This window comes from Rickettsiella endosymbiont of Miltochrista miniata (genome assembly GCF_964031245.1).
Lineage (GTDB): Bacteria > Pseudomonadota > Gammaproteobacteria > Diplorickettsiales > Diplorickettsiaceae > Aquirickettsiella.
Window position 1 is genome coordinate 25734 of sequence record NZ_OZ035017.1, and the last position, 22672, is coordinate 48405.

Sequence of the window (22672 nt, forward strand, 5' to 3'; positions counted from 1 at the left end):
TGCGTTAAGCAAAGTTTGTCTCCGCCTCTTTTTCTTCGGTTTCCATGCTCGACTGATATTGCCCTTTGCATGCAGCTGCATTAAGCCTTGCACGTTTATAAAAAGCACGTTGAGCTGCTTTCACATTATGAGCTTTACCATTCCATGCTTTTAATGCGGGTTCCTGTAATGCGCGGCCATATGAAAAACTCAGACGCCAAGGATGACGTGAAGGTTGTAGTTTGTTCATCGTGTTTAAATGAGCGGTAGCAGTTTCTGGCGTTTGGCCTCCGGAAAGAAAATTAATGCTAGCCACCGCCGCAGGAACGGTTTGGCGTAATATTTTTAAAGTTGCAGCGGCAACTTCAGCGATATTAGGCTGAGGCGTATATTGATTACCGGCAATAACCATACTGGGTTTTAGTATCATACATTCGAGTACTACGCGATGCTTATGGAGTTCTTCAAATACAGTATGAAGAACGGCTTCTGTTGCTTCAGCACAGCGGACTAAACTGTGATCCCCATCTATTAACAACTCAGGTTCTACAATAGGTACCATTCCATTGCTTTGACAAATAGACGCATAACGGGCTAAAGCTTGAGAATTAGCTATTATGGCTAAAGAAGAAGGTAAGACATCAGATATGGAAAAAACAGCTCTCCATTTAGCAAAACAAGCACCAAGATTTTTATAAGTTAATAGACGTTCTGCTAGACCATCTAGGCCTTGAGTTATTTTTTCTTCGGCATTTAAGGGAATAAGGCCTTTATCAACCTTTATTCCAGGAACAATACCTTCATTATCTAGGTAGTCGGGGAATAGCAATCCCTCTTTAGTTTTTTGCGCTAAAGTTTCTTCGTGGAGAATAACGCCATTGATAAATGCTTCAATACCAGGTGTAGTAAAAAGTAGTTCGCGATAATTACGACGATTCTCTACGGTTGACTCTAGATGTAAAACAGCAAATCGCTTACTAATAGTGGCTTGACTTTCGTCCGCTGCCAAGATTCCTTTTCCTGGTACCGTTAATCGTTGAATAGTTCCTTCAAGCTCGTGAGTGGCCATGATATTGCTCCTTACATTTTTCTGACGTGTAAAAGCTAAATGAATCTTACATGCATTTTGTAAATGCCTAACACTATATAGAACAACGTAGGTAATTTCTAGTAAAGTTACCGATCTTAATATCCACCGAATTTCCAATTAATTTAGGTCTTACTTTATTCCTGACTTAGCCTGGAAGAGACTTGTTAGAAGAGAAGGGTTAACTTTAAGTCTTTTTCCACACTTGCTGTGGATTTTAGTGCCCCTTTTAGCTACCAGAAAATTTAAGTATGAGTAAAGCTCAAATCGAACTGAGATAAAGGCAAAATTCATTATTTATTGGCATTGCATAAAGGGGTTGTGCTTATTATACTGTCCGACAATTTATAAGTCGCGGGGTGGCTTAGAATGACTTTTAGTAGGCTTGCCCAATTACCTGGTAAGGTAATTCAAAAAATGTGTCAGGCGAGTCTCATGGCATTTGCTGTTCTAGGGATAGTAGTCTTTTTAGGGAAAGTATATCAGGACGGGCAGGCTATTAAATCCCTCGCGCTGGGTGTCGTCTTATGGCTACTGCCCAACTGTTATTTTGTGTTCAAAGTAATGCGTCGTTTAGGGCAGGTGCAGGGAAGAGACTTACTCAATATTTTTTATCGAGCAGAATTAATAAAATTATTCTTCAGTGGAATTTTTTTTATCATGGTGATTAAGGTGTTATCAGTCAATGTTCCGATCTTGCTGCTGGCCTATTTGGCTTCCCAGCTAGTATTTTGGCTATTGCTAATAATGAAAAGCAGGGAAGGTTTACTGTGAGCAACGAAACCTCAGCAAATTATGTTCAACATCACCTTGAACATCTTAGCTTTAACCTGAAAACCTTAAGTTTCTCGGGTGAGGGAAGTTTTTGGAATTTAAATCTCGATACCTTTTTCCTATCTGCTGTATTGGGCATAGGATTTTTAATTTTATTTCGCTGGGTGGCCGCAACAGTAAATAGTGGCGTCCCAGGTAAAATACAAAATTTTGTTGAAATTCTCGTTGAATTTGTAGATAAAACCGTAAAAGAGTCTTTTCACGGCGTTAGCCAATTGATTGCACCTTTAGCGCTGACAATTTTTGTCTGGGTATTCTTAATGAATTTTATGGATTTACTGCCGGTTGATCTATTGCCGACAGTATTATCTTTGTTTGGTGTCAGTCATTTTCGATCCGTGCCGACTGCTGATCCAAATACGACATTCGGAATGTCAATTGCGGTCTTTATTTTAATCATTTACTATAACTTGAAAATTAAAGGTGTGAAGGGACTCAGTAAAGAAATGCTGGTTGCCCCATTTGGTCCTTATCTCTTCCCCATCAATATTGTTTTCCGGTTATTAGAAGAATTTGTACGACCTATTTCTTTATCGTTACGGTTATTCGGAAACTTATTTGCCGGAGAATTAATTTTTATTTTGGTGGCGTTACTGCCATGGTGGATACAGTGGACTTTTGGTGGTGTCTGGGCGGTGTTCCATATTTTAATTATTGCGATTCAAGCGTTTATCTTTATGATGCTAACTATAGTTTACTTAAGTATGGCGCATGAGACACATGGCCAAGAACAAACACATTAATTATTTATTAATAAAAGAGAGGAAATGAAGATGTTAGAAGTTGCGCAAGTAGTTGCTAATGTACAAGGTTTAACGGCCATTGCAGCGGCTTTATTAGTAGGCTTAGCCGCACTAGGGACTGCGATTGGCTTTGGTATTTTAGGTGGAAAATTTTTAGAAGGAGTAGCTCGCCAGCCTGAGTTAACACCCATGCTGATGTTGCGAATGTTTTTGATGGCTGGATTAGTCGATGCATTTGCCGCTATTTCTATCGTAATGGGGCTTTATTTAATTTTTGCTAAAAATCCCTTTTTAGGCGAAGTTTTAAAGCTAGTTTCTAAACCAGTAACGGGTTAAATGATAACATACTCACAGCAATTGGATTTTTGGCAAGGCGCCGCGAAAGTGAGCAACCGCAGTGTATTCAAGATACATGAGGATTGCGAGTCGAGCGGCAACGCAGGCAAAAGTTCAAGTGCGAAGAGTATAACAAAGTTGAGAAATCGTCGTGGAAATTAATATAACCTTATTAGGCCAGTTAATTACATTTTCTGTTTTCGTGTGGTTTACCATGAAATTTGTATGGCCGCCCATACTAAAAGTAATGAAAGAGCGAGAACAACGCATTGCTGATGGTTTAGCTGCTGCTGAGCGAGGCCAACAAGCTTTAGAATTGGCTCAATTAAAAGCAGATGAGTTTTTACAGGAGGCAAAGCAACAAGCGGCTGAAATTATTGAACAGGCGAGTAAACGCGCTAATCAAATGTCTGAAGAGTCTAAGCAGCAAATAAGAGTAGAAAACGAACGTTTATTAGCTATCGCTCGAGCTGACATTCAACAAGAATGGCAGACTGCGCAACAGAAATTACGTGCAGAAGTGGCTAATTTGGTTATTACGACCACCGAGAAAATTTTGGCACAATCACTTGACAGCGTAGCTCAACATGCACTCGTTAAACAGTCTTTGGAAGAAATTTGATGGCTGATTTCACCTCCATTGCAAGACCTTACGCACGAGCGGCATTTGCTTGTGCCTTAGATAAAAATAACATGGATGCTTGGTCTGCTTTACTCAAGCAGGCAGTAAGAATTATTAATGAAAAATCGATGCAAAATTTACTAAAAAATCCATGTATCGATAAAATGGTGGCGTATGAGTGTTTGTTGGAATTCTGCAAAACAGTAATTTTTCCCTCTGGAAAGAATTTTCTGAAACTGATGGCAGTAAACCAACGATTATTAGTGCTTCCAAAAGTTGAAGGTTTAATAGAAGGATATAAGGCTGAGTTAGCCAAGGAAGTTACGGCTTATATTATTTCCGCCGTGGTTTTAACTAAAATGGAAGAGGAAGCTTTAGAGAAAGTATTATCGGAGCGTTTTCAAAGTCATATAAAATTAGTATGCCATACTGATAAAAGTTTATTAGGTGGATTGGTCATTCGCGTCGGAGATTTAGTCATCGATGATTCTGTACGTGGCAAATTAGAACGTTTACGTGCAACATTAGTGAATTAAGAGGCAGTATAGTCAAATGCAACAATTAACCACATCTGAAATTAATGAATTAATCAAAGAACGCATCCAGAAATTTGATGTTTCTGCAGAAACGCGTACAGAAGGAAGTATCGTCAGTCTTCGTGATGGTATTGTGCGTATCTATGGTTTGAATGATGTCATGTTGGGAGAAATGATAGAATTTTCACCCCAATGTTATGGTTTGGCTTTAAACCTCGAGCGCGATTCGGTAGGCGCTGTTGTTTTAGGTGATTACGAAGGATTAAGTGAAGGCCAAACAGTTAAATGTACCGGACGTATTCTTGAGGTACCGGTGGGTGAAGCCTTGTTGGGCCGTGTGGTTAATGCTTTAGGACATCCCATTGACGGTCGGGGTCCTATAGAGACTGAAAAAAATGCGCCTATCGAGCAAGTTGCACCGGGTGTTATTTGGCGTCAAGGCGTTTCACAGCCATTACAAACGGGCATACTAGCTATCGATAGCATGGTCCCCATAGGTCGTGGACAGCGCGAATTAATAATTGGCGATAGGCAAACCGGAAAAACAGCGCTGGCAATCGATGCGATTATTAACCAAAAGGATACGGGCATAAAATGTATTTATGTTGCAATAGGTCAAAAAGCGTCATCCATTGCAGCTGTAGTGCGAAAATTACAAGAACAAGATGCTTTAAAACATACCATTATCGTATCAGCGAGCGCTGCTGATTCAGCGTCATTACAGTTTATTGCGCCTTATGCGGGATGTGCGATGGGCGAATATTTTCGTGATCAAGGTGAAGATGCGCTTATTATTTATGATGATTTGACGAAGCAAGCTTGGGCATATCGTCAAATATCTTTGTTGTTGCGACGTCCTCCGGGGCGAGAAGCTTATCCAGGTGATATATTTTATTTACATTCACGTTTGCTCGAACGTGCTGCAAGAGTTAATGAGGCCTTTGTTGAAAAGGCTACCAATGGAAGTGTTAGAGGGAAAACGGGCTCGTTAACGGCATTGCCTATTATCGAAACTCAAGCTGGGGATGTATCTGCTTTCGTTCCAACCAACGTTATCTCAATTACTGATGGTCAAATCTTTTTAGAAACGGATTTATTTAACGCGGGCATACGTCCAGCAATTAATGCGGGTTTATCTGTTTCACGGGTGGGTTCTGCAGCTCAAACTAAGATTATAAAGAAATTGGGCGGTGGTGTTCGATTAAGCTTGGCTCAATATCGCGAATTGGCTGCTTTCTCTCAGTTTATGTCAGATTTAGATGAGGCGACACGTAAGCAACTTGAGAGAGGTCAACGTGTTACTGAAATTTTAAAACAAAAACAATATGACCCTTTAAGTGTTGCAGAAATGGCCGTGCTATTGTTTGCTACCGATAAAGGTTATTTAGATGATATAGAGCTGACTAAGATTGTTGCATTTGCTGAAGGATTATTAGCTTATATGCATTCAGAGCAGGCAACTTGTTTGGAAAAAATTAACCAAAAAGGTGATTATAACGAAGTGATAGCTAAAGAGTTAGCTACAGCAATTACTGCCTTTAAAATGACACAAACTTGGTGAGCTGATGAGTTTTGCGCAAGAGATACGCGGTAAAATTGCTAGTATTAAAGGCACGCAGAAGATAACGCGGGCTATGGAAATGGTGGCTGCTAGTAAAATGCGAAAAGCTCAAGAACGTATGACGCTTTCGCGACCTTATGCGCATAAAATGTTAGATTTAATCTATCATGTCGCAAGTAGTCATGCGGAATATCAACACCCTTATTTACAAGTAAGGGATATAAAACGGGCTGGTTTTCTTGTCATTACTACTGACAAAGGGCTGTGCGGTGGACTGAATACCAATTTACTAAAATTGGTTTTGCAGGAATTTCGAGTGTGCCAATCTAAAGGAATAGATGTAGATTTGGCTATTATCGGTGGAAAGGGCGAAGCTTTTTTTAAACGCGTCGGTGGTCATGTGGTCGCACATGCCAGCCATTTAGGAGATGCACCACAGTTACAAGATTTAATTGGGGTTATTAAAGTTTTATTAGATGCTTATAAGCAAGGCGAATTAGATAGCGTCACTATTTTATATAACGAATTTATTAATACAATGACCCAAAAAGCACACGCCTTATCTTTATTACCCATTTTACCTTCTGAAAAATCAGAGCTTAATTATCGCTGGGACTATCTCTATGAACCTGATGCTAAGCCTTTGTTAGAATTGGTTCTTACCCGTTATATAGAATCACAAGTCTATCAAGGCGTTGTAGAAAATACTGCTTGTGAACAAGCAGCAAGGATGGTAGCCATGAAAAGCGCGACGGATAATGCGGGCGAATTAATTAGCGACTTGCAATTAGCATACAATAAAGCCCGCCAGGCAGCGATTACGAAGGAATTAGCAGAAATAGTTGCCGGCGCGGAAGCCGTCTAGATTTAACCTTACATGAAATAAATAATGAAGAGTAACGTTATGAAAACAATGAACCCCATCGGACATATAGTCGAAATTATCGGCGCTGTTATCGACGTTGAATTCCCAAGAGAAGCGGTTCCTAAAGTTTATGATGCCTTAATGGTTCATGACCATGATTTAGTGCTTGAGGTCCAGCAACAGTTAGGTGATGGTATTGTGCGGACCATTGCGATGGGTACTAGCGATGGTTTGCAGCGAGGCACAAAGGTAACTAACACCGAAGCGCCTATTAGTGTACCTGTTGGGAAACAGACTTTAGGTAGAATTATGGATGTATTAGGTAGACCCATTGATGAGGCAGGCCCTATTAATGAGAAAATCCGTTTACCTATTCATCGCAAACCACCTAGTTTTGCAGAACAAGCTGCCAATGAGCAATTATTAGAAACTGGAATTAAAGTTATTGATTTATTATGTCCTTTTGCCAAAGGTGGGAAAGTAGGTTTATTTGGCGGTGCTGGAGTCGGTAAAACCGTTAATATGATGGAATTAATACGTAATATTGCTATTGAGCATAGTGGTTACTCAGTATTTGCAGGTGTTGGTGAGCGAACGCGGGAAGGTAATGATTTTTATCATGAGATGAAAGAATCTAATGTTTTAGATAAAGTGTCATTAGTCTATGGGCAAATGAATGAACCGCCAGGTAACCGTCTGCGAGTTGCTTTAACCGGTTTGACAGTAGCAGAACATTTTCGGGATGAAGGTCGAGACGTATTGCTATTTATCGATAATATCTATCGTTACACATTGGCAGGTGTCGAAGTTTCTGCGTTATTAGGGCGTATGCCTTCTGCTGTGGGTTATCAGCCTACGTTGGCGGCAGAAATGGGCGCTTTACAAGAACGTATTACATCAACTAAAACAGGTTCTATTACTTCTATCCAAGCTGTTTATGTTCCAGCGGATGATCTTACCGATCCTTCGCCGGCAACTACTTTTGCGCATCTAGATGCTACGGTCGTATTATCCCGTCAAATTGCTGAACTGGGTATTTACCCGGCCATCGATCCTTTAGATTCTAACAGTCGTCAACTTGATCCGTTGATTGTTGGTCAAGAGCATTATGATGTAGCGCGTGCGGTACAAAAAACTTTACAGCGCTATAAAGAGCTAAAAGATATTATTGCTATTCTAGGTATGGATGAATTATCAGAACAAGATAAATTGACTGTTATGCGTGCCAGAAAGATACAGCGGTTTTTATCTCAACCTTTCTTTGTTGCCGAAATATTCACTGGGTCTCCCGGTAAATATGTCAGCCTCAAAGAAACAATCCGTGGTTTTAAAGCTATTTTGAATGGTGAATTTGATGATTTGCCAGAGCAAGCATTTTATATGGTTGGAAGTATAGATGAAGTAGATGCTAAAGCAAAAGCTTTGTAGGGCTAGAGAAATATTATGACCAAAACCATGCAGATTGAGGTTGTTAGTGCAGAAGATGCAATTTTTTCAGGTGAAGCAACGCATATAGTCGTTACTGGTTTATTGGGTGAGCTGGGTATCTATCCAGGCCACACGCAACTATTAACGGCATTAAAGCCAGGGCCAGTGCGCATTGTAAAACCAGATGGGGAAGATGAAATACTTTATATTTCTGGTGGTATTTTGGAAGTTCAACCACAACTCGTTAGTATATTAGCCGATACGGCTATACGAGCTGCCGACTTAGATGAATTGGCCGCACTAGAAGCCAAGGAGCATGCAGAGAGGATATTAAGTGATAAACAAGCTGATATCGATTATGCAAAGGCAACAGCAGAATTAGCGCAGGCAGTTGCTCAATTACAAGTCATATCTAAATTAAAGAAAAAACTTACCGGCAGAATTTAATTCTTTTAGCTCAAAAGAATAGTAATAATCTGAAGAAGTGATGATTTGGAGAGGCCAGTTTTGAAATATGAAATTACTTGATGTCATCATTTTAGCCGCAGGTCATGGAAAGCGTATGCATTCTACTTTACCTAAAGTATTGCATATGTTGGCTGGTAAGCCTTTGTTACAATATATAGTTGAAACAGTTAAAGGTTTGCAACCCCATGCTGTTTATGTGGTTTATGGGAATGGTGGTGGTCAAGTCCCTAAATGTTTGGGTCATTTAGCGGTTAATTGGGTAAAGCAAACTGAATTATTAGGTACGGGTCATGCAGTTGCTCAAGCTATTCCAGCAATTAAATCAGATGAGAGTCGTATACTTATTTTGCTAGGTGATACGCCCTTAGTCAGTTTAGCTACTTTACAAAAATTAATTGATGCTACTGAAACTCATCAAATTGGTTTAGTTACATTAACGACACAACAACCTTTTGGTTTAGGACGGATTTTACGGGATCAACAAGGAAAGATTATTCAAATCGTTGAAGAAAAAGATGCGAGCGCAGAGCAAAAAAAAATTCAGGAGGTTAATAGTGGTATTTTTTATGTGCCAGTAAAACTATTAAAGCATTGGTTACCTAAAATTAAAAAAATGAATGCTCAAGGCGAATATTATTTAACGGATATTATTACCATGGCTGTGGATGAAAAGATAGAAATAGTAACGGTATCTTCAGATATTGATGGCGAAATGCAAGGCGTCAATGATCGTGTGCAACTAGCAAAGCTTGAACGTTATTTTCAACAGCAAGCAGCTGAAAAACTTATGTTAGCGGGAGTTACGTTACGCGATCCAGAGCGATTTGATTTACGTGGACAAATAACAGTAGAAAAGGACGTAGTTATCGATGTAGATGTTATTTTGGAAGGAGAAAATACTATAGGCGCTAATAGCATGATAGGGTCACATACAATCTTAAAAGATGTCAAAATTGGGAAAAATGTTGAAATTAAGCCTTATAGCTTAATTGAAGGTGCAATTATTGGAGATAATTGTATTATTGGTCCTTTTGCACGTATTCGGCCTGGTTCGGTTCTCAAAAATAAAGTTCATATTGGAAATTTTGTTGAAGTTAAAAAAAGCCACATAGAACAAGAAACAAAAATTAATCATTTAAGTTACATCGGTGATGCAAATATAGGTAAAAATGTTAATATTGGCGCGGGTACCATTACGTGCAATTACGACGGAGCAGTTAAACATGAAACACAAATAGAAGACGATGTGTTTGTCGGTTCTAATACAGCTTTAATAGCACCCATACGCATACAAAAAGGCGCAACGATAGGTGCTGGATCTACCTTAAATAAAGACGTCCCTGCCGGAAAATTAACCTTAAGCCGGGCAGAAACACACACTCTCGAAAATTGGAAACGCCCTCGAAAAAAAGAAAAATAATCTTAATTAATTTCCACAGTCAAAATATTGATTGTTTAATTTTTCAATAATCTATAAATTAAGCAGCAAGCCTAAGGCATCGATCTGTATGCGCAAAATTATTTAGTATTATCTGTGTAGCTGAGGCAATCACATCATCGCGCGGAGCTGCATCTTTTTTAGTTTGTGTAAAATATATGGCTATAATAATGGGAGAACATTTTGGCGGCCATATTATACCGATATCATTGGTTGTACCATATTTTCCACTTCCAGTTTTATCACCAACAACCCAGTCTTTTGGTAGTCCAGCTCGAATTCGTAAGTTTCCTGTAGTATTACTTTTTAGCCATTTTTTCAATTTTATCTGTTGAGGTACTGCTAAAATTTTGTCGAAAGCCAGAAGTTGTAGACTTCTTTCCATCGCAGCGGGGGTGGATGTATCACGTAAGTCACCGGGTATCGCGGAATTCAATTTAGGCTCCAAACGATCAAGTCGAAATGTATTATTGCCAATGGAGCGAGCAAATGAGGTAATTTCTTTAGGGCCACCGAGTTTTTCTACCAGAATATTCATCGCAGTACTATCACTGTAAGTAATAGCCGCTTCACATAGTTCAGAAATTGACATTCCATCAATGAGATTTTTTTTAGTAATAGGTGAATAACCAGCAGCTAAATCGGTTTTTTTATAAATCACTTTTTGTTCTAAAAAATGACTATCGATCATGCTGCGTTTTAAAATAGCTGAAACTACCATTAACTTAGCTGTGCTACATACAGGAAAACGTTCTTCACTGCGGTATTCAATACGTGAATTATTTGCCATATTTATCGCTGATATACCAATTCTTCCGCCCGAGGATGATTCAAGAGCAGCTAGCTCCTGAGGCAATGAGTTCAATTTTTTTGTGGAAGTGGATGCAAGCAAGGGTGAATTAGATAAACAAAATATAATCGTAATCGAGATCTGTAACAATAAGCGCATGATTGGTGAATAATGCATATTATTTTACCTATTTTAAAATCTTTTGTGAGTGTTTAGTGTCAAGTATAATTAAAGTAATTTAATAGTAAAATATTTTTGAATTTAGCTCTAAAAAAGATAGATATTAGAAGTTAACTCATCTATGTACAGATAATTTTACCCATAAAGAATAATTTTAACGATTAAAGCTTATTTGAACGAACGATATCCCACCAATTTTCTTTTAGATAATTGATAAGAACGGATTCATCTGCTTCCACAAAGTTTTTCTTGATATTAACTAATAATGTTTCCGTAACTTGTTTGTCAAGGTTGCCTAATAAAACCCCACCGACATGAGGTGCAGAACATAAAATGAGTTGCTTATATTGGTGATTATCAAGTCCTTTTTTTAAAAAGTCAGCTAAGATTTTTGTGAAATGATCAAGTTCCACCTCATGGGGGCTGCTTGGGGCTTCATAAGCTCCTTTTGCAGAATGCATAGTTTGATAATGACCCGGTCTATCCGAAACCAAATCACTTTCTTTTAATTTAGCACTAGGATTTTCTAGGCTTTCTAAGAGGATCAATTTGTGATTTTTGGGCTCATAAGAATAAATATGACCTAAACTACTATTTAAACTAATAACCCAAATCATTTAGCCCCCTTTAAGTGTGTTTTCAAAGTATAGCAGGTTCAGTTCTAGACCCAAGCACGTTGGAGGATTGTTATGGAAATGAAATGGGCTTTTGCCATCCACCTAATAAAGTTTCTAATTTTTGTCCTATCATGAGAGCTACACTGTCATGCCAAGGTTTAGCAACGATCTGTACTCCTATAGGTAGACCTTCCTTAGAAGAACCACAGCGCACCGTTAAAACTGGCCAGCCTGTTAAATTATAAATATTAAGATAACTAAAGTCATGACCTTCGATAAATGAATGTCCTAATAATTTGGCAGGTGTCGCTGCTACAGGGCATATAATTGCATCATATGGAATAAAAAACTTTTCTAGGGCGATGCGTAATTCATCAATACGACGTAAGCGCTGATGTAATTCAGTGATGGAAAATTCACATTGGCGCGAAATCGCTAGAAATTCTTTCACTAGATAGGAAGGTTTATTAATACCCAAATGGTGCAGTAAATTTTTTAATCCTAGACCCTTATCGCCACCCAAAATAAATGTCTCAGTAATAAGAATATAAAGCTCTTTTAAGTGAGGAGGACACAGAAATTCAACTTGTTGTACCTCAGCTTGTAAAGACTGTGTTACTTGATTAATAGTTTGTAAGGTTGCTTTATCTGGTGTAGCGATGCCATTGTCTGAATAAAATGCAATCCGTAAATCTTTGCATTGGATGAGAGGCTTGCTGATTGAAATGGGTATCGCATCTGGATCGGCATTATCGGGACCCGCCAAAAGAGGTAGAGATAATACGATATCATCGACAAATCGTGCCATAGGGCCATAGGTAAATAATGGGCGTAATAATCCCCTACCATCTGATGGAACATTACCTGAATTAGGGATTAAACCACGCGTGGGTTTTAAACCCACAATGCCTGTATTGTGAGCTGGCTGGCGAATACTGCCCGCTCCATCTGTGGCTAAACCAAGTACTGACCCTCCTGCAGCGATAATAGCCGATTCTCCACCACTACTTCCACCCGGGGTGCGATTTAAATCATAGGGATTTAAAGTTTGGCCGTAGCGATCATTATCAGTCTCATAGGCAATGTTGAATTCAGGTACATTGCTTATACCTAAAATAATTCCACCGGCTGCTTTTAATCTAGCGACGGCGGTTGCATCTTCTTTAGAAAGAAAATTGTAACCATTACTTCCTTTGCTAATAATAAAGTCTTGGACTTTACAACAATCTTTGATAGTAATAGGCAAACCATGTAAAGGTCCAAGATTTTGATTGTTAGCCAATTTTTCATCGGCTATGCGTGCTTTTTTTAATGCAGTTTCTGGTTCCGTTACTTGAACTAGTGCATTAAGTTTAGGATTAACCTGTTGAATGCGGTTTAAATAGGTTTGGATAACCTCGACACAGGAAATTTTTTTTTCTTTAATTAGCGTGGCTAATTTTCTTGCGGATGAAAAGCAAAGATCTGAGCTCATGGAGTGATTACTATAAATTATTCTGTTTACCGAGGCTTATATAAGCTGAGGAAAAAATTAATTGGGATCTAAAAGTGAGCTTTTAGATTTTTACTTAATAATACCACACGCTATGCGTGCACCACCTCCGCCTAATTTAGCAGGAACATCAGAGTAATTATCGCTACCCGCATGAATTATTAAAGAATGATTTTTAAGTTCATTTAAGCGTAGTCGAGGGGCTAAAATAGGTAATGTGGCATTACCATTATTATCAACATCTAAAACAGGTAGATCCCCTAAATGACCCTTTCCATAAGGACCTAAATGCTGGCTAGAATGAAGAGGATCAAAATGATCACCTGCTGCCATACCATTATCCAGACAAGAAGGGTTTTGATGGATGTGAATACCATGTAAACCGGGTGGAAGATTATGCAGATTGGGTGTCAATAAAACACCATAAGGTTTTTCTGTGGCAACTATGGTGCCTATGGGCTGCCCGAGTCCTTGTTGAGATGTAAGGTATATAGGTATGGAAATATCGGCAAGGGCTATATTGCAGATTAATAAGCTGATGCCGGCAACTGACAACTTAAAAAAGTTAAACATAAAATATCCCTCTATTGCATCGCGCCAAGTATAGCATAGCTTAATAAAAACAGTATTTGGCGAGATAAGTTTGTTATAACCCTGATCAATTTTACGGTGGCTTATCTTTAAATGTTAGAACATCTTTTGAAAGTTTGTATTCAATTTTTATTTTTTAAATTATAGAAGCAATGCATAAATTTATTATATAAATATTAAAAATAAATTATATTTGAAATTTAGATAATAGATTATATTTTTCACATGCGCATCTTATGGTACAAAGAGAAAAGTTGTTTATGTTAATGAGTAAGAAAAAAATCTATACATTAGACATTCAATTACATTTCATGATGTAGATATTTTTTATAATGATAATAGTCATAGTGTTACTTATCCGGTATTATAGTTTTTATATTTTACGTAATTATTATCATGTAAAATAAATTAAAAGGTATTGGATTTTAAGTAATGACAATTTAAATTGCTATGCGTATTACTCTAAAACAACTCGAAGTTTTTGTCGCAATTGCCAAGACAGGAAATGTAAGTCACGCAGCAAAGAAAATGTATCTTTCTCAATCAGCATGCAGTATGGCTCTTGCTACATTAGAAGAGCAATTAGAGGGTTCTATATTTGATAGGCACGGCAAACAATTATTTTTGAATGAACGCGGAAGGGTTTTGTTACCGAAAGCTAGCAGTGTCATTTCGCAAATTTCAGAACTTAAAGATATGATGATGGAAAATAAAAAGGATAATTTATCAGGCCAGTTAATCATAGGAGCGAGTAAGACTATAGGTAATTATCTATTGCCAAAACTTATTTCCGAACTAAATTACACACATAAAAATATTCAGATTAGTCTAAAAATAGCTACAACAAAAGCTATATTGTCTAGATTGCTCACGTTTAATATTGATGTAGCTTTAATTGAGGCTAATTGCTTTTCTGATAAAGTCCACACCTATCCTTGGAAAAAAGATGAGTTAGTCATAATCGCTTCCCCCAAATATCCTTTAAGTAAAAAAAAGAAATTGACGTTATCAGATATCGCTAATGCACGTTGGTTGCTACGAAAACAAAGTTCGAGTATACGTGAAAAGCTGGAAGAGAAAATTGGCGGAAAAATTCGTCCTTTTTTAGAATTGGATGATACAGATGCTCTTAAACAGGCAACTCAAGCAGGATTAGGGATAAGCTGCCTTTCTCGATTTGTAGTTGAAGATTCGCTAAAAAATAATACCTTAGTAGAGCTAAAAACCCCATTTTTAACACTGAGTAGAGAGTTCTATATTTTGATACATAAGGAAAAATATCAATCTACAGTAATATCCGAGTTTTTAAAAAAAGCCAACACCTGATGTTATATGGTTACTTTATTAGCTAAGCGTATTCTAAATAGCTCTGGTTAATTTTTCTGTTTAGTATAATGTAGAACTATATTATTTTTGACTAATATAAGTATCTCTATGCAATCTATACACTCACAGCAATTGGATTTTTGGCAGGGCGCCGCGAGAATGAAACAATCTTCGTTAATTGGTATACATGAGGATTGCGAGTTGAGCGGCAACGCAAACAAAAATTCAAGTGCGAGGAGTATATTAATTTTAGGCGCGACTTCTTCTATAGCAAGGGCTTGTAGCGAAATTTTTGCTTCGAGGCATTGTAAGCTTTTTCTTGCAAGTCGAGATATTTCCGAGTTAGAACATATAGCAGTCGATCTTAGAATCCGATTCAACGTCGATGTTAGTTATGCCTTTTTTGACATTACGCAACTTGATTCACATGCGAATTTTTTTGAAATGCTGATCGATAAAATGGGTGCTATTGATGGTCTCATAATGGCCGTAGGCTTAATTGATAAATTAGATTATCAAAAAGTGATTGCTGCTAATTTTACCGGCCCCATTTCTTTTCTCGAGCTATATAGTAAGTATTTAGCCGTGCAAAAAAAAGGCTTTATTATTGGCTTAAGTTCTGTTGCAGGAGATAGGGGACGAAAACCAAATTATGTGTATGGTGCTAGCAAAGCGGCCTTGACTACTTATTTACAAGGATTACGTAATTATTTTTATCCTTCAGAAATACAAGTATTAACAATTAAATTAGGATTAATTGATACCAAAATGGTTTTTGGGGGAAAGTACCCACTTTTCTTAGCCGCCAATCCAAAAAAAACGGCGATAAAAATTATACGGGCGCTAGATAAAGGTAGAGAGAGTGTGTACATTCCTGGAGTTTGGCGGATTATCATGTTAATTATTCGCCTCATACCAGAAAAAATTTTTAAATGCCTAAATATATAACATTAAAACAATAGCAATCCTCCGTCATTGCAAGCGCAGAGCGCGCGGCAATCTAAGTCCCGATTAACTGATCAATTTGTTTGGAAACGTTTTGATAATCTTGCATTTGATTAAAATTCAAATAGCGATATAAGTTTTCACTCATAGTGTCGATAAATTTCATTTTTTCTCTATATTCATCTAAATTAGGGATATAACCAAGAATTGCTGTTATCGCAGATAACTCAGCAGAAGCTAAAAAAACATTAGCATCTTTTCCCATACGATTAGGAAAGTTTCGCGTTGAAGTGGAAACTACCGTAGCGCCATCACGTACGCGAGCTTGATTACCCATACACAAAGAACAGCCTGGCATTTCCGTTCGTGCACCTACGATGCCATAAATTGAGTAATAACCTTCTTGCATTAATTGGTGGGCATCCATCTTGGTTGGAGGTGCTATCCATAATACAGTGGGTAATCGGTTGTTAAAGTTTTTTAATAAACTTCCAGCGGCACGATAATGACCAATATTAGTCATGCAAGAACCTATGAATACTTCATCAACCTTAGTTTGTGTTACAGCGGATAAAGTTTTGATATCGTCTGGATCGTTAGGACAGGCTAATAAAGGTTCTTTTATCTGATTAAGATCAATTTCAATGATTTCAGCGTACTCAGCATCGGCATCCGGCTCTAACAAAATAGGTTGGGCTAACCAAGCTTCCATTGCTTCAATTCGACGCTGTAAACTCCGAACATCCTGATAACCATTGCTGCTCATCCATTTTAGAAGAGAAATATTAGAATTTAAATATTCAATGATCGGTTCTTTATTTAAGCGAACAGTACAACCGTTTGCAGAACGTTCCGCAGATGCATCAGCAAATTCAAAAGCTTGTTCAATTTTAAGATTGGGTAAGCCTTCAATCTCTAACACACGACCTGAAAAGATATTTTTTTTATTTTTGCTATCTAGCGTGAGTAAGCCGCGTTGTAAGGCTATATAGGGGATTGCATTGACTAAATCCCGTAATGTGATGGTCGGTTGTATTTCGCCAGTAAATCTAACTAATACTGATTCTGGCATGGTTAAAGGCATTACTCCCATAGCGGCTGCAAAAGCGACGACACCCGAACCACCAGGGAAACTGATACCTATGGGAAAACGCGTATGTGAATCACCTCCAGTACCTACCGTATCGGGTAATAGCATCCGATTAAGCCAAGAATGGATAATCCCATCACCAGGTCTTAATACAACCCCGCCGCGCGAAGAGAAAAAATCTGGCAAGCTATGTTGTGTTTCAATGTCGACAGGCTTTGGGTAAGCGGCTGTATGGCAAAAGCTTTGCATGACTAAGTCTGCAGAAAATCCAAGACATGCGAGCTCTTTTAGCTCATCCCTGGTCATAGGTCCTGTTGTATCTTGTGAACCTACGGTTGTCATTTTCGGTTCACAATAAGTCCCAGGACTAATGCCGGGCACTCCACAGGCTTTACCCACCATTTTTTGAGCTAAGGTAAATCCCTTTCCATTTCTAGGAATAATTTCAGGTCGATTAAATTCCTTGGAAAAAGAATACGACAATGTAGCTCGTACGTTATCGGTTAATGATCGACCAATAATTAAAGGAATTCTACCCCCTGCACGCACGGCATCCATGAGTGTTAAGTTCGGGGTGAAATGAGCAATTTCTTGACCTTGTTCACTCTCAATTCGTCCCTGGTAGGGATAGATATGAATAATATCTCCCATCTGAAGTTGACTTACATCTACCTCGATAGGGAAAGCACCAGAGTCTTCAGCTGTGGTACGGAAAATAGGGGCAATTTTTCCACCTAAAATGATCCCACCCCGGTTCTTGTTAGGAACAAAAGGAATTTCATGGCCGATATGCCACAATAATGAGTTAATAGCTGATTTTCGTGATGAGCCGGTACCCACCACATCTCCAACAAACGCGATAGGATGACCTTTAGTTTTTAGTTGCTGAATAACTTGTAATGCATCTGTCATACGATTACGAAACATGACCAAGCTGTGTAAAGGGATATCGGGTCTACTCCAGGCCTCAGTCGCCGGAGATAGATCATCGGTATTGATTTCTCCAGAAATCTTAAAAATAGATAAAGTGAGTTTATTCGGCACTTTTGGCTTAGAGAGAAACCATTCGGCATTTGCCCAAGCTTCTACAACTTGATGAGCATAGTGATTGCCTTTTTTTGCTTTAGCTATGACATCATGGTAAGCGTCAAACATTAATAGGGTATGTGAGAGTTGTTTTGCTGCTATTTCAGCTAGGTCATGTGCTTCATCGAGTAATTCAATGAGAATAGGGACATTATAGCCGCCTAACATACTACCTAGTAACTCTATGGCGAGCGTTGGAGTTATAAAGGGAGAATTAATTTCACCTTTTGCTAAGGCGGCAAGAAAAGCGGCTTTAACGTAGGCTGCAGGATCGACTCCAGGGGGAACATGCTCGGCTAATAACTTGACCAGAAAAGGGGCTTCATGTGAAAAAGCAGGGTTTTTAATCAATTCAATACATGCTGTAACCTGTGTTGCATCAAGCGGAAGAGGCGGAATACCCTGATCGGCACGCTGCTGAATGTGTTCTCGATAAGTAGCTAAAAAACTGGATGGTGATGCAGACACAGTGACCCCACTTATTGTTTAATAATAGGATTATTATACGCTTTTAAATTATCATAGTTAAGTAAATCACCTGTTAAACTTTCTCCAGAAAATATGAAAAAAAGCATTTTTGGCCAACTTTTGCAGATTAAAGAAAGGATAAGAAATGCAGAATATCGTTTTGGACGAAGCCCCAATTCGGTGCAGTTAATCGCTGTTAGCAAAACCCAGAATCTAGAGGCTATAAGATTAGCCATTACCGCTGGTCAGCGAGCTTTTGGTGAAAACTATGTTCAGGAGGCTGAAGGGAAAATTCTGGGACTTCAAAATTTAGGTTTAGAATGGCATTTTATAGGTAGAATTCAAACGAATAAAACAAAATTTATTGCTAACAATTTTTCTTGGATACACAGTCTAGCCGACTTAGGATTGGCAGTAAAATTGAATGGGTATCGAAAAGAAGCAAATTTAACGCCGATTAATGTTTGTATCCAAGTTAATTTACAAAAAGAGACAAGCAAGGCAGGAATATATTTAGAACATCTTGCTTGTTTAGCAGATTCAATTGCTAAACTTTCTCATCTTAATTTACGAGGCTTAATGGCAATTCCAAAACCCGAAAAAGATTTCGCTTCCCAATATAAAAGCTTTAAGGCATTGCGTTTAAGCTTAGAAAAACTAAAAGAATTAGGCTTAGAATTAGACACTTTATCCATGGGGATGTCGGGAGATTTTGAAGCGGCCATTGCAGAAGGTGCAACGCATATTCGACTAGGTACTGCAATTTTCGGAAAAAGAAAATTATAAAAAGTAATTTTTTATATATTCCTCTAAGCGAGATAAGTTGATACGTTTTTGTTGCATAGTATCACGATCACGGACGGTAACTGTATTATGATTTTCAGTATTTTCAGTATTTTCAGTATTTTCAGTATTTTCAGTATTTTCAGTATTTTCAGTATTTTCAGTATTTTCAGTATTTTCAGTATTTTCACTTTTAGCTATGGTATCAAAGTCAACAGTAATGCAAAGTGGAGTACCTATTTCGTCATGACGTCGATAGCTTTTTCCAATATTTCCGGTATCTTCATAGGCAATTCGGCCTAATCCTAAAGCTTGTATCGCATCCTTCAGAGTTTTTGCTTTTTCTACCAACAAACTATCGTTGCGTTTCAAAGGGATAATAGCTACTTTGACAGGTGCAAGATGAGGTTTTATTTTTAAAACTATGCGTTTTTTATCATCTTTTAGTGTTTCTTCTTCATAGGCATCTGTGAGTATCGCGAGCACACCTCTATCCAAACCTGCAGAAGGTTCAATTACATAGGGAACAAAATGTGAGCCAGGAGGGTCTTGAATGCTTAGTTTAGCAATGCTTTCCTTGTTAACAGATACTTTGGCATTAATGTTTAATTCACTTTGACTTTGTGTATGTGAACCTAAATCATAATCGGTACGATTAGAAATCCCTTCTAGCTCTTCAAAGCCATGAGGAAATTTATAGAGTATATCAACCGTTGCTTTTGCATAATGGGCCAATTCGGTTGCGGTTTGAGTTAATAATTTTAATCTTTCGGTATTTAACCCTTGATTTTTCCACCATGCTAAACGAGATTCAACCCAATATTGATGCCATTTTTCGTCTTCGCCAGGCTTAACAAAAAATTCGATTTCAAGTTGTTCAAATTCTCTGACTCTAAAAATAAAATTACGCGGTGTTATTTCGTTTCTAAAAGCTTTACCAATTTGCGCTATACCAAAAGGAAGTTTGGGAGACATCGTGTCCATAACATTTTTAAAATTAGTAAATATTCCTTGAGCGGTTTCGGGGCGTAAATAGGCAAAAGCATCGAGGTCTTCTACAGGGCCCATAGTGGTTTTAAACATCATATTGAAAGCTCTTGGTTCAGTAAGGTTGGTTGAACCACATGCTTCACATTTTCCATCTATAAGATGATCCAAACGCCAACGTTTTTTACATTGTCTGCAATCGACAAGTAAATCAGCAAACGTACTTTCATGACCTGAATAATAAAAAATTTTTCTATGTGTCAAAATGGCAGAATCTAATCCATAGATATCATCACGTTCATAAACATTGGATTTCCACCAAGCAGCCTTCAAATTATTTTTTAATTCAACACCTAAAGGGCCATAATCATATATTCCCTGTAGACCACCATAAATTTCGGCACTAGGGAAGATGAATCCTCTGCGTTTGCATAAAGATACGATTTCTTCCAGATTTTCTGCCGCCATATTAATAATTTCCAAAGGTTGGGTCTTGAATGAGGTCTAATAAGTTTTCATCCCCAAGAATTATACAACAGGATTTCATATCTATTATAAAATTCATAGGATAAACAACACTAACCAAATTGACATAGAACTGGCTCTTAAGCTTCCCGCCCTGAACGCTTACGTTCATGTTCTTTCAAAAACTTTTTACGTAAACGTAAAAAGTGCGGAGTGACTTCTAATAATTCGTCATCAGCGATAAATTCTAATGCTTGTTCTAACGAGAATGTTATTGGAGGTGTCAAAATGATGTTTTCATCGGAACCTGAGGCCCGGACATTCGTAAGTTGCTTTCCTTTCACAACATTAACAACCAAGTCATTATCGCGTGAATGAATACCTACGATCATCCCTTCATAGACATCGGTTTGAGGACCAATTAATAATTTTCCGCGTTCTTGTAAATTAAATAAGGAAAATCCAGTCGCTTTACCGACTTGGTTGGAGATCATGACACCGTTTGCCCGATTAGCAATACTGCCTTTTTTCACCGGACCATAATGATCAAACACATGGTGCATTAGTCCTAAACCAGAAGTAGCTGTTAAAAACTCTGTACGAAAACCAATTAATGCACGAGTGGGTATTTTATAATCTAGTCGCACACGTCCCTTTCCATCAGATACCATATCTACTAGATCGCCACGCCGGCTACCTAATTTTTCCATAATGTTACCTTGATGTTGTTCTTCTAGATCCACGGTTAAATTTTCGTAAGGTTCTCTCAATTCACCGTCAATTTCCTTTAAAATAACCTCAGGACGAGATACACCCAATTCATACCCTTCGCGACGCATGGTTTCAATTAAAATTGATAAATGTAATTCTCCTCTTCCAGAGACGCGAAATCGGTTAGGATCCTCAGTATCTTCAACCTTAAGTGCGACGTTATGAAGAAGTTCTCTATCGAGGCGCTCTCTAATCTGTCTACTAGTCACAAATTTTCCATCTTTGCCGGCAAAAGGTGAGTTATTGACCTGGAAGGTCATGCTCATCGTTGGTTCATCGACAATTAAAGGCGGTAAGGCTTCCACTAAGTTAGGATCACACAGAGTGTCAGATATATTAAGCTTATCAATACCTGTTACGGCTATGATATCTCCCGCTTCGGCTTGGTCAATTTCGATACGTTCTAAGCCTCTATAACCTAAAATTTGTAATATACGCGCGGACCGAGTTTTTCCTTCTCTATCAATTAAAACAACAGGCATATTCACCTTAGCGCATCCTCTCTGAATGCGACCAATACCAATAGTGCCCACATAACTGGAATAGTCCAAGGTGGTGATTTGCATTTGAAAAGGGCCTTGGGGATCAACCGCAGGTGGAGCGACCTTATCAATGATAGTTTCAAATAAAGGAGTCAGATCAGAGCTTGGTTTTTCAAGGTCCAATGTTGCATAGCCTTGTAAAGCAGAAGCATAGATGATAGGGAAATCTAATTGTTCTTCGGTTGCACCTAAACGATCGAATAAATCAAAAACCTGATTAACGACCCAATCGGGTCGAGCGCTGGGCCTGTCAATTTTGTTAACCACAACAATAGGTTTTAGACCTTTGGCAAAGGCCTTTTGTGTGACAAATCGCGTTTGCGGCATTGGACCATCTACTGCATCGACGAGCAATAAAACAGAATCAACCATAGATAAGATACGTTCCACTTCGCCACCAAAGTCAGCATGGCCAGGGGTGTCGACAATATTAATCCGATAACCATGCCATTCTATGGAGGTATTTTTCGCAAGGATAGTAATACCACGTTCACGTTCTAAGTCATTACTATCCATAATACGCTCAACTGGCGCAGCCCGGCTGGAGAGGGTGCCAGACTGTTGTAATAATTTATCAACCAGTGTGGTTTTCCCGTGGTCAACATGGGCAATTATGGCGATATTACGTATATTTTTGATCAT

General features: G+C 38.3%; 21 protein-coding genes. 13 read left to right on the top strand and 8 right to left on the bottom strand.

Annotated elements, in window-relative coordinates; all coding sequences use genetic code 11:
- Positions 1 to 4 precede the first annotated feature (4 nt).
- Positions 5 to 1048, bottom strand: coding sequence for a class I fructose-bisphosphate aldolase (locus tag AAHH40_RS00130; RefSeq protein WP_342220103.1), 1044 nt, complete (start codon positions 1046 to 1048; stop codon positions 5 to 7).
- Positions 1049 to 1435: 387 nt separating this feature from the next.
- On the opposite strand from AAHH40_RS00130, the gene AAHH40_RS00135 reads away from it, so the two are divergent.
- From AAHH40_RS00135 to glmU, 10 genes are all read left to right on the top strand, one after another.
- Positions 1436 to 1840 (top strand): ATP synthase subunit I, encoded by a 405-nt coding sequence (locus AAHH40_RS00135; protein WP_342220104.1) that lies wholly within the window; start codon positions 1436 to 1438, stop codon positions 1838 to 1840.
- Entirely contained in the window at positions 1837 to 2643 is an 807-nt protein-coding gene (gene atpB / locus AAHH40_RS00140; protein ID WP_342220105.1) for a F0F1 ATP synthase subunit A, read from the top strand. Before AAHH40_RS00135 ends, atpB begins: the two co-directional genes overlap by 4 nt.
- A 30-nt stretch (positions 2644 to 2673) precedes the next feature.
- Entirely contained in the window at positions 2674 to 2979 is a 306-nt protein-coding gene (gene atpE / locus AAHH40_RS00145) for a F0F1 ATP synthase subunit C (RefSeq protein ID WP_342220106.1), read from the top strand.
- Positions 2980 to 3130: 151 nt separating this feature from the next.
- A complete protein-coding gene (locus AAHH40_RS00150; RefSeq protein WP_342220107.1) occupies positions 3131 to 3601 on the top strand; it encodes a F0F1 ATP synthase subunit B in 471 nt (156 codons plus the stop codon).
- On the top strand, positions 3601 to 4137 hold the full coding sequence (locus AAHH40_RS00155; RefSeq protein ID WP_342220108.1) for a F0F1 ATP synthase subunit delta: 537 nt from the start codon (positions 3601 to 3603) through the stop codon (positions 4135 to 4137). The genes AAHH40_RS00150 and AAHH40_RS00155 overlap by 1 nt, the downstream gene beginning before the upstream one ends.
- Before the next feature lie 16 nt (positions 4138 to 4153).
- Complete coding sequence (gene atpA, locus AAHH40_RS00160; RefSeq protein ID WP_342220109.1) at positions 4154 to 5698, top strand: F0F1 ATP synthase subunit alpha; 1545 nt, start codon at positions 4154 to 4156, stop codon at positions 5696 to 5698.
- A gap of 4 nt (positions 5699 to 5702) precedes the next feature.
- Positions 5703 to 6563 (top strand): F0F1 ATP synthase subunit gamma, encoded by an 861-nt coding sequence (gene atpG / locus AAHH40_RS00165; protein WP_342220110.1) that lies wholly within the window; start codon positions 5703 to 5705, stop codon positions 6561 to 6563.
- Positions 6564 to 6587: 24 nt separating this feature from the next.
- The gene (gene atpD / locus AAHH40_RS00170) at positions 6588 to 7991 is read left to right on the top strand and encodes a F0F1 ATP synthase subunit beta (protein ID WP_425287965.1); all 1404 of its coding nucleotides are present in this window, start codon (positions 6588 to 6590) and stop codon (positions 7989 to 7991) included.
- Positions 7992 to 8006: 15 nt separating this feature from the next.
- Positions 8007 to 8438 (top strand): F0F1 ATP synthase subunit epsilon, encoded by a 432-nt coding sequence (locus AAHH40_RS00175; RefSeq protein WP_342220111.1) that lies wholly within the window; start codon positions 8007 to 8009, stop codon positions 8436 to 8438.
- 67 nt (positions 8439 to 8505) lie between these two features.
- Complete coding sequence (glmU, locus tag AAHH40_RS00180; protein WP_342220112.1) at positions 8506 to 9879, top strand: bifunctional UDP-N-acetylglucosamine diphosphorylase/glucosamine-1-phosphate N-acetyltransferase GlmU; 1374 nt, start codon at positions 8506 to 8508, stop codon at positions 9877 to 9879.
- Positions 9880 to 9937: 58 nt separating this feature from the next.
- On the opposite strand, the gene bla is transcribed toward glmU, so the two are convergent.
- The 4 genes from bla to AAHH40_RS00200 form a co-directional block, all read right to left on the bottom strand.
- Positions 9938 to 10864 carry a class A beta-lactamase gene (gene bla / locus AAHH40_RS00185; protein ID WP_342220113.1) on the bottom strand — a complete coding sequence of 309 codons (927 nt, stop codon included), beginning with the start codon at positions 10862 to 10864 and terminating at the stop codon, positions 9938 to 9940.
- A gap of 164 nt (positions 10865 to 11028) precedes the next feature.
- Positions 11029 to 11484 (bottom strand): host attachment protein, encoded by a 456-nt coding sequence (locus AAHH40_RS00190; protein ID WP_342220114.1) that lies wholly within the window; start codon positions 11482 to 11484, stop codon positions 11029 to 11031.
- Between the two features lie 70 nt (positions 11485 to 11554).
- Complete coding sequence (locus AAHH40_RS00195; RefSeq protein ID WP_342220115.1) at positions 11555 to 12958, bottom strand: amidase; 1404 nt, start codon at positions 12956 to 12958, stop codon at positions 11555 to 11557.
- 90 nt (positions 12959 to 13048) lie between these two features.
- Entirely contained in the window at positions 13049 to 13549 is a 501-nt protein-coding gene (locus AAHH40_RS00200) for a superoxide dismutase family protein (protein ID WP_342220116.1), read from the bottom strand.
- Between the two features lie 468 nt (positions 13550 to 14017).
- Here AAHH40_RS00200 and AAHH40_RS00205 point away from each other — a divergent pair, with 468 nt between their 5' ends.
- Positions 14018 to 14893, top strand: a complete 876-nt coding sequence (locus tag AAHH40_RS00205; protein WP_342220117.1) for a LysR substrate-binding domain-containing protein — start codon at positions 14018 to 14020, stop codon at positions 14891 to 14893.
- A 108-nt stretch (positions 14894 to 15001) separates the two neighbouring features.
- The gene (locus tag AAHH40_RS00210) at positions 15002 to 15841 is read left to right on the top strand and encodes an SDR family NAD(P)-dependent oxidoreductase (RefSeq protein ID WP_342220118.1); all 840 of its coding nucleotides are present in this window, start codon (positions 15002 to 15004) and stop codon (positions 15839 to 15841) included.
- 52 nt (positions 15842 to 15893) lie between these two features.
- Here AAHH40_RS00210 and acnB read toward each other — a convergent pair whose 3' ends face one another.
- A complete protein-coding gene (gene acnB / locus AAHH40_RS00215; protein ID WP_342220119.1) occupies positions 15894 to 18482 on the bottom strand; it encodes a bifunctional aconitate hydratase 2/2-methylisocitrate dehydratase in 2589 nt (862 codons plus the stop codon).
- A gap of 93 nt (positions 18483 to 18575) precedes the next feature.
- On the opposite strand from acnB, the gene AAHH40_RS00220 reads away from it, so the two are divergent.
- Entirely contained in the window at positions 18576 to 19268 is a 693-nt protein-coding gene (locus AAHH40_RS00220; protein ID WP_342220120.1) for a YggS family pyridoxal phosphate-dependent enzyme, read from the top strand.
- Here AAHH40_RS00220 and AAHH40_RS00225 read toward each other — a convergent pair.
- Positions 19263 to 20720, bottom strand: a complete 1458-nt coding sequence (locus AAHH40_RS00225) for a glycine--tRNA ligase (protein ID WP_342220121.1) — start codon at positions 20718 to 20720, stop codon at positions 19263 to 19265. The two genes, AAHH40_RS00220 and AAHH40_RS00225, sit on opposite strands and share 6 nt — an antisense overlap.
- Before the next feature lie 137 nt (positions 20721 to 20857).
- Complete coding sequence (gene typA, locus AAHH40_RS00230) at positions 20858 to 22672, bottom strand: translational GTPase TypA (RefSeq protein WP_342220122.1); 1815 nt, start codon at positions 22670 to 22672, stop codon at positions 20858 to 20860.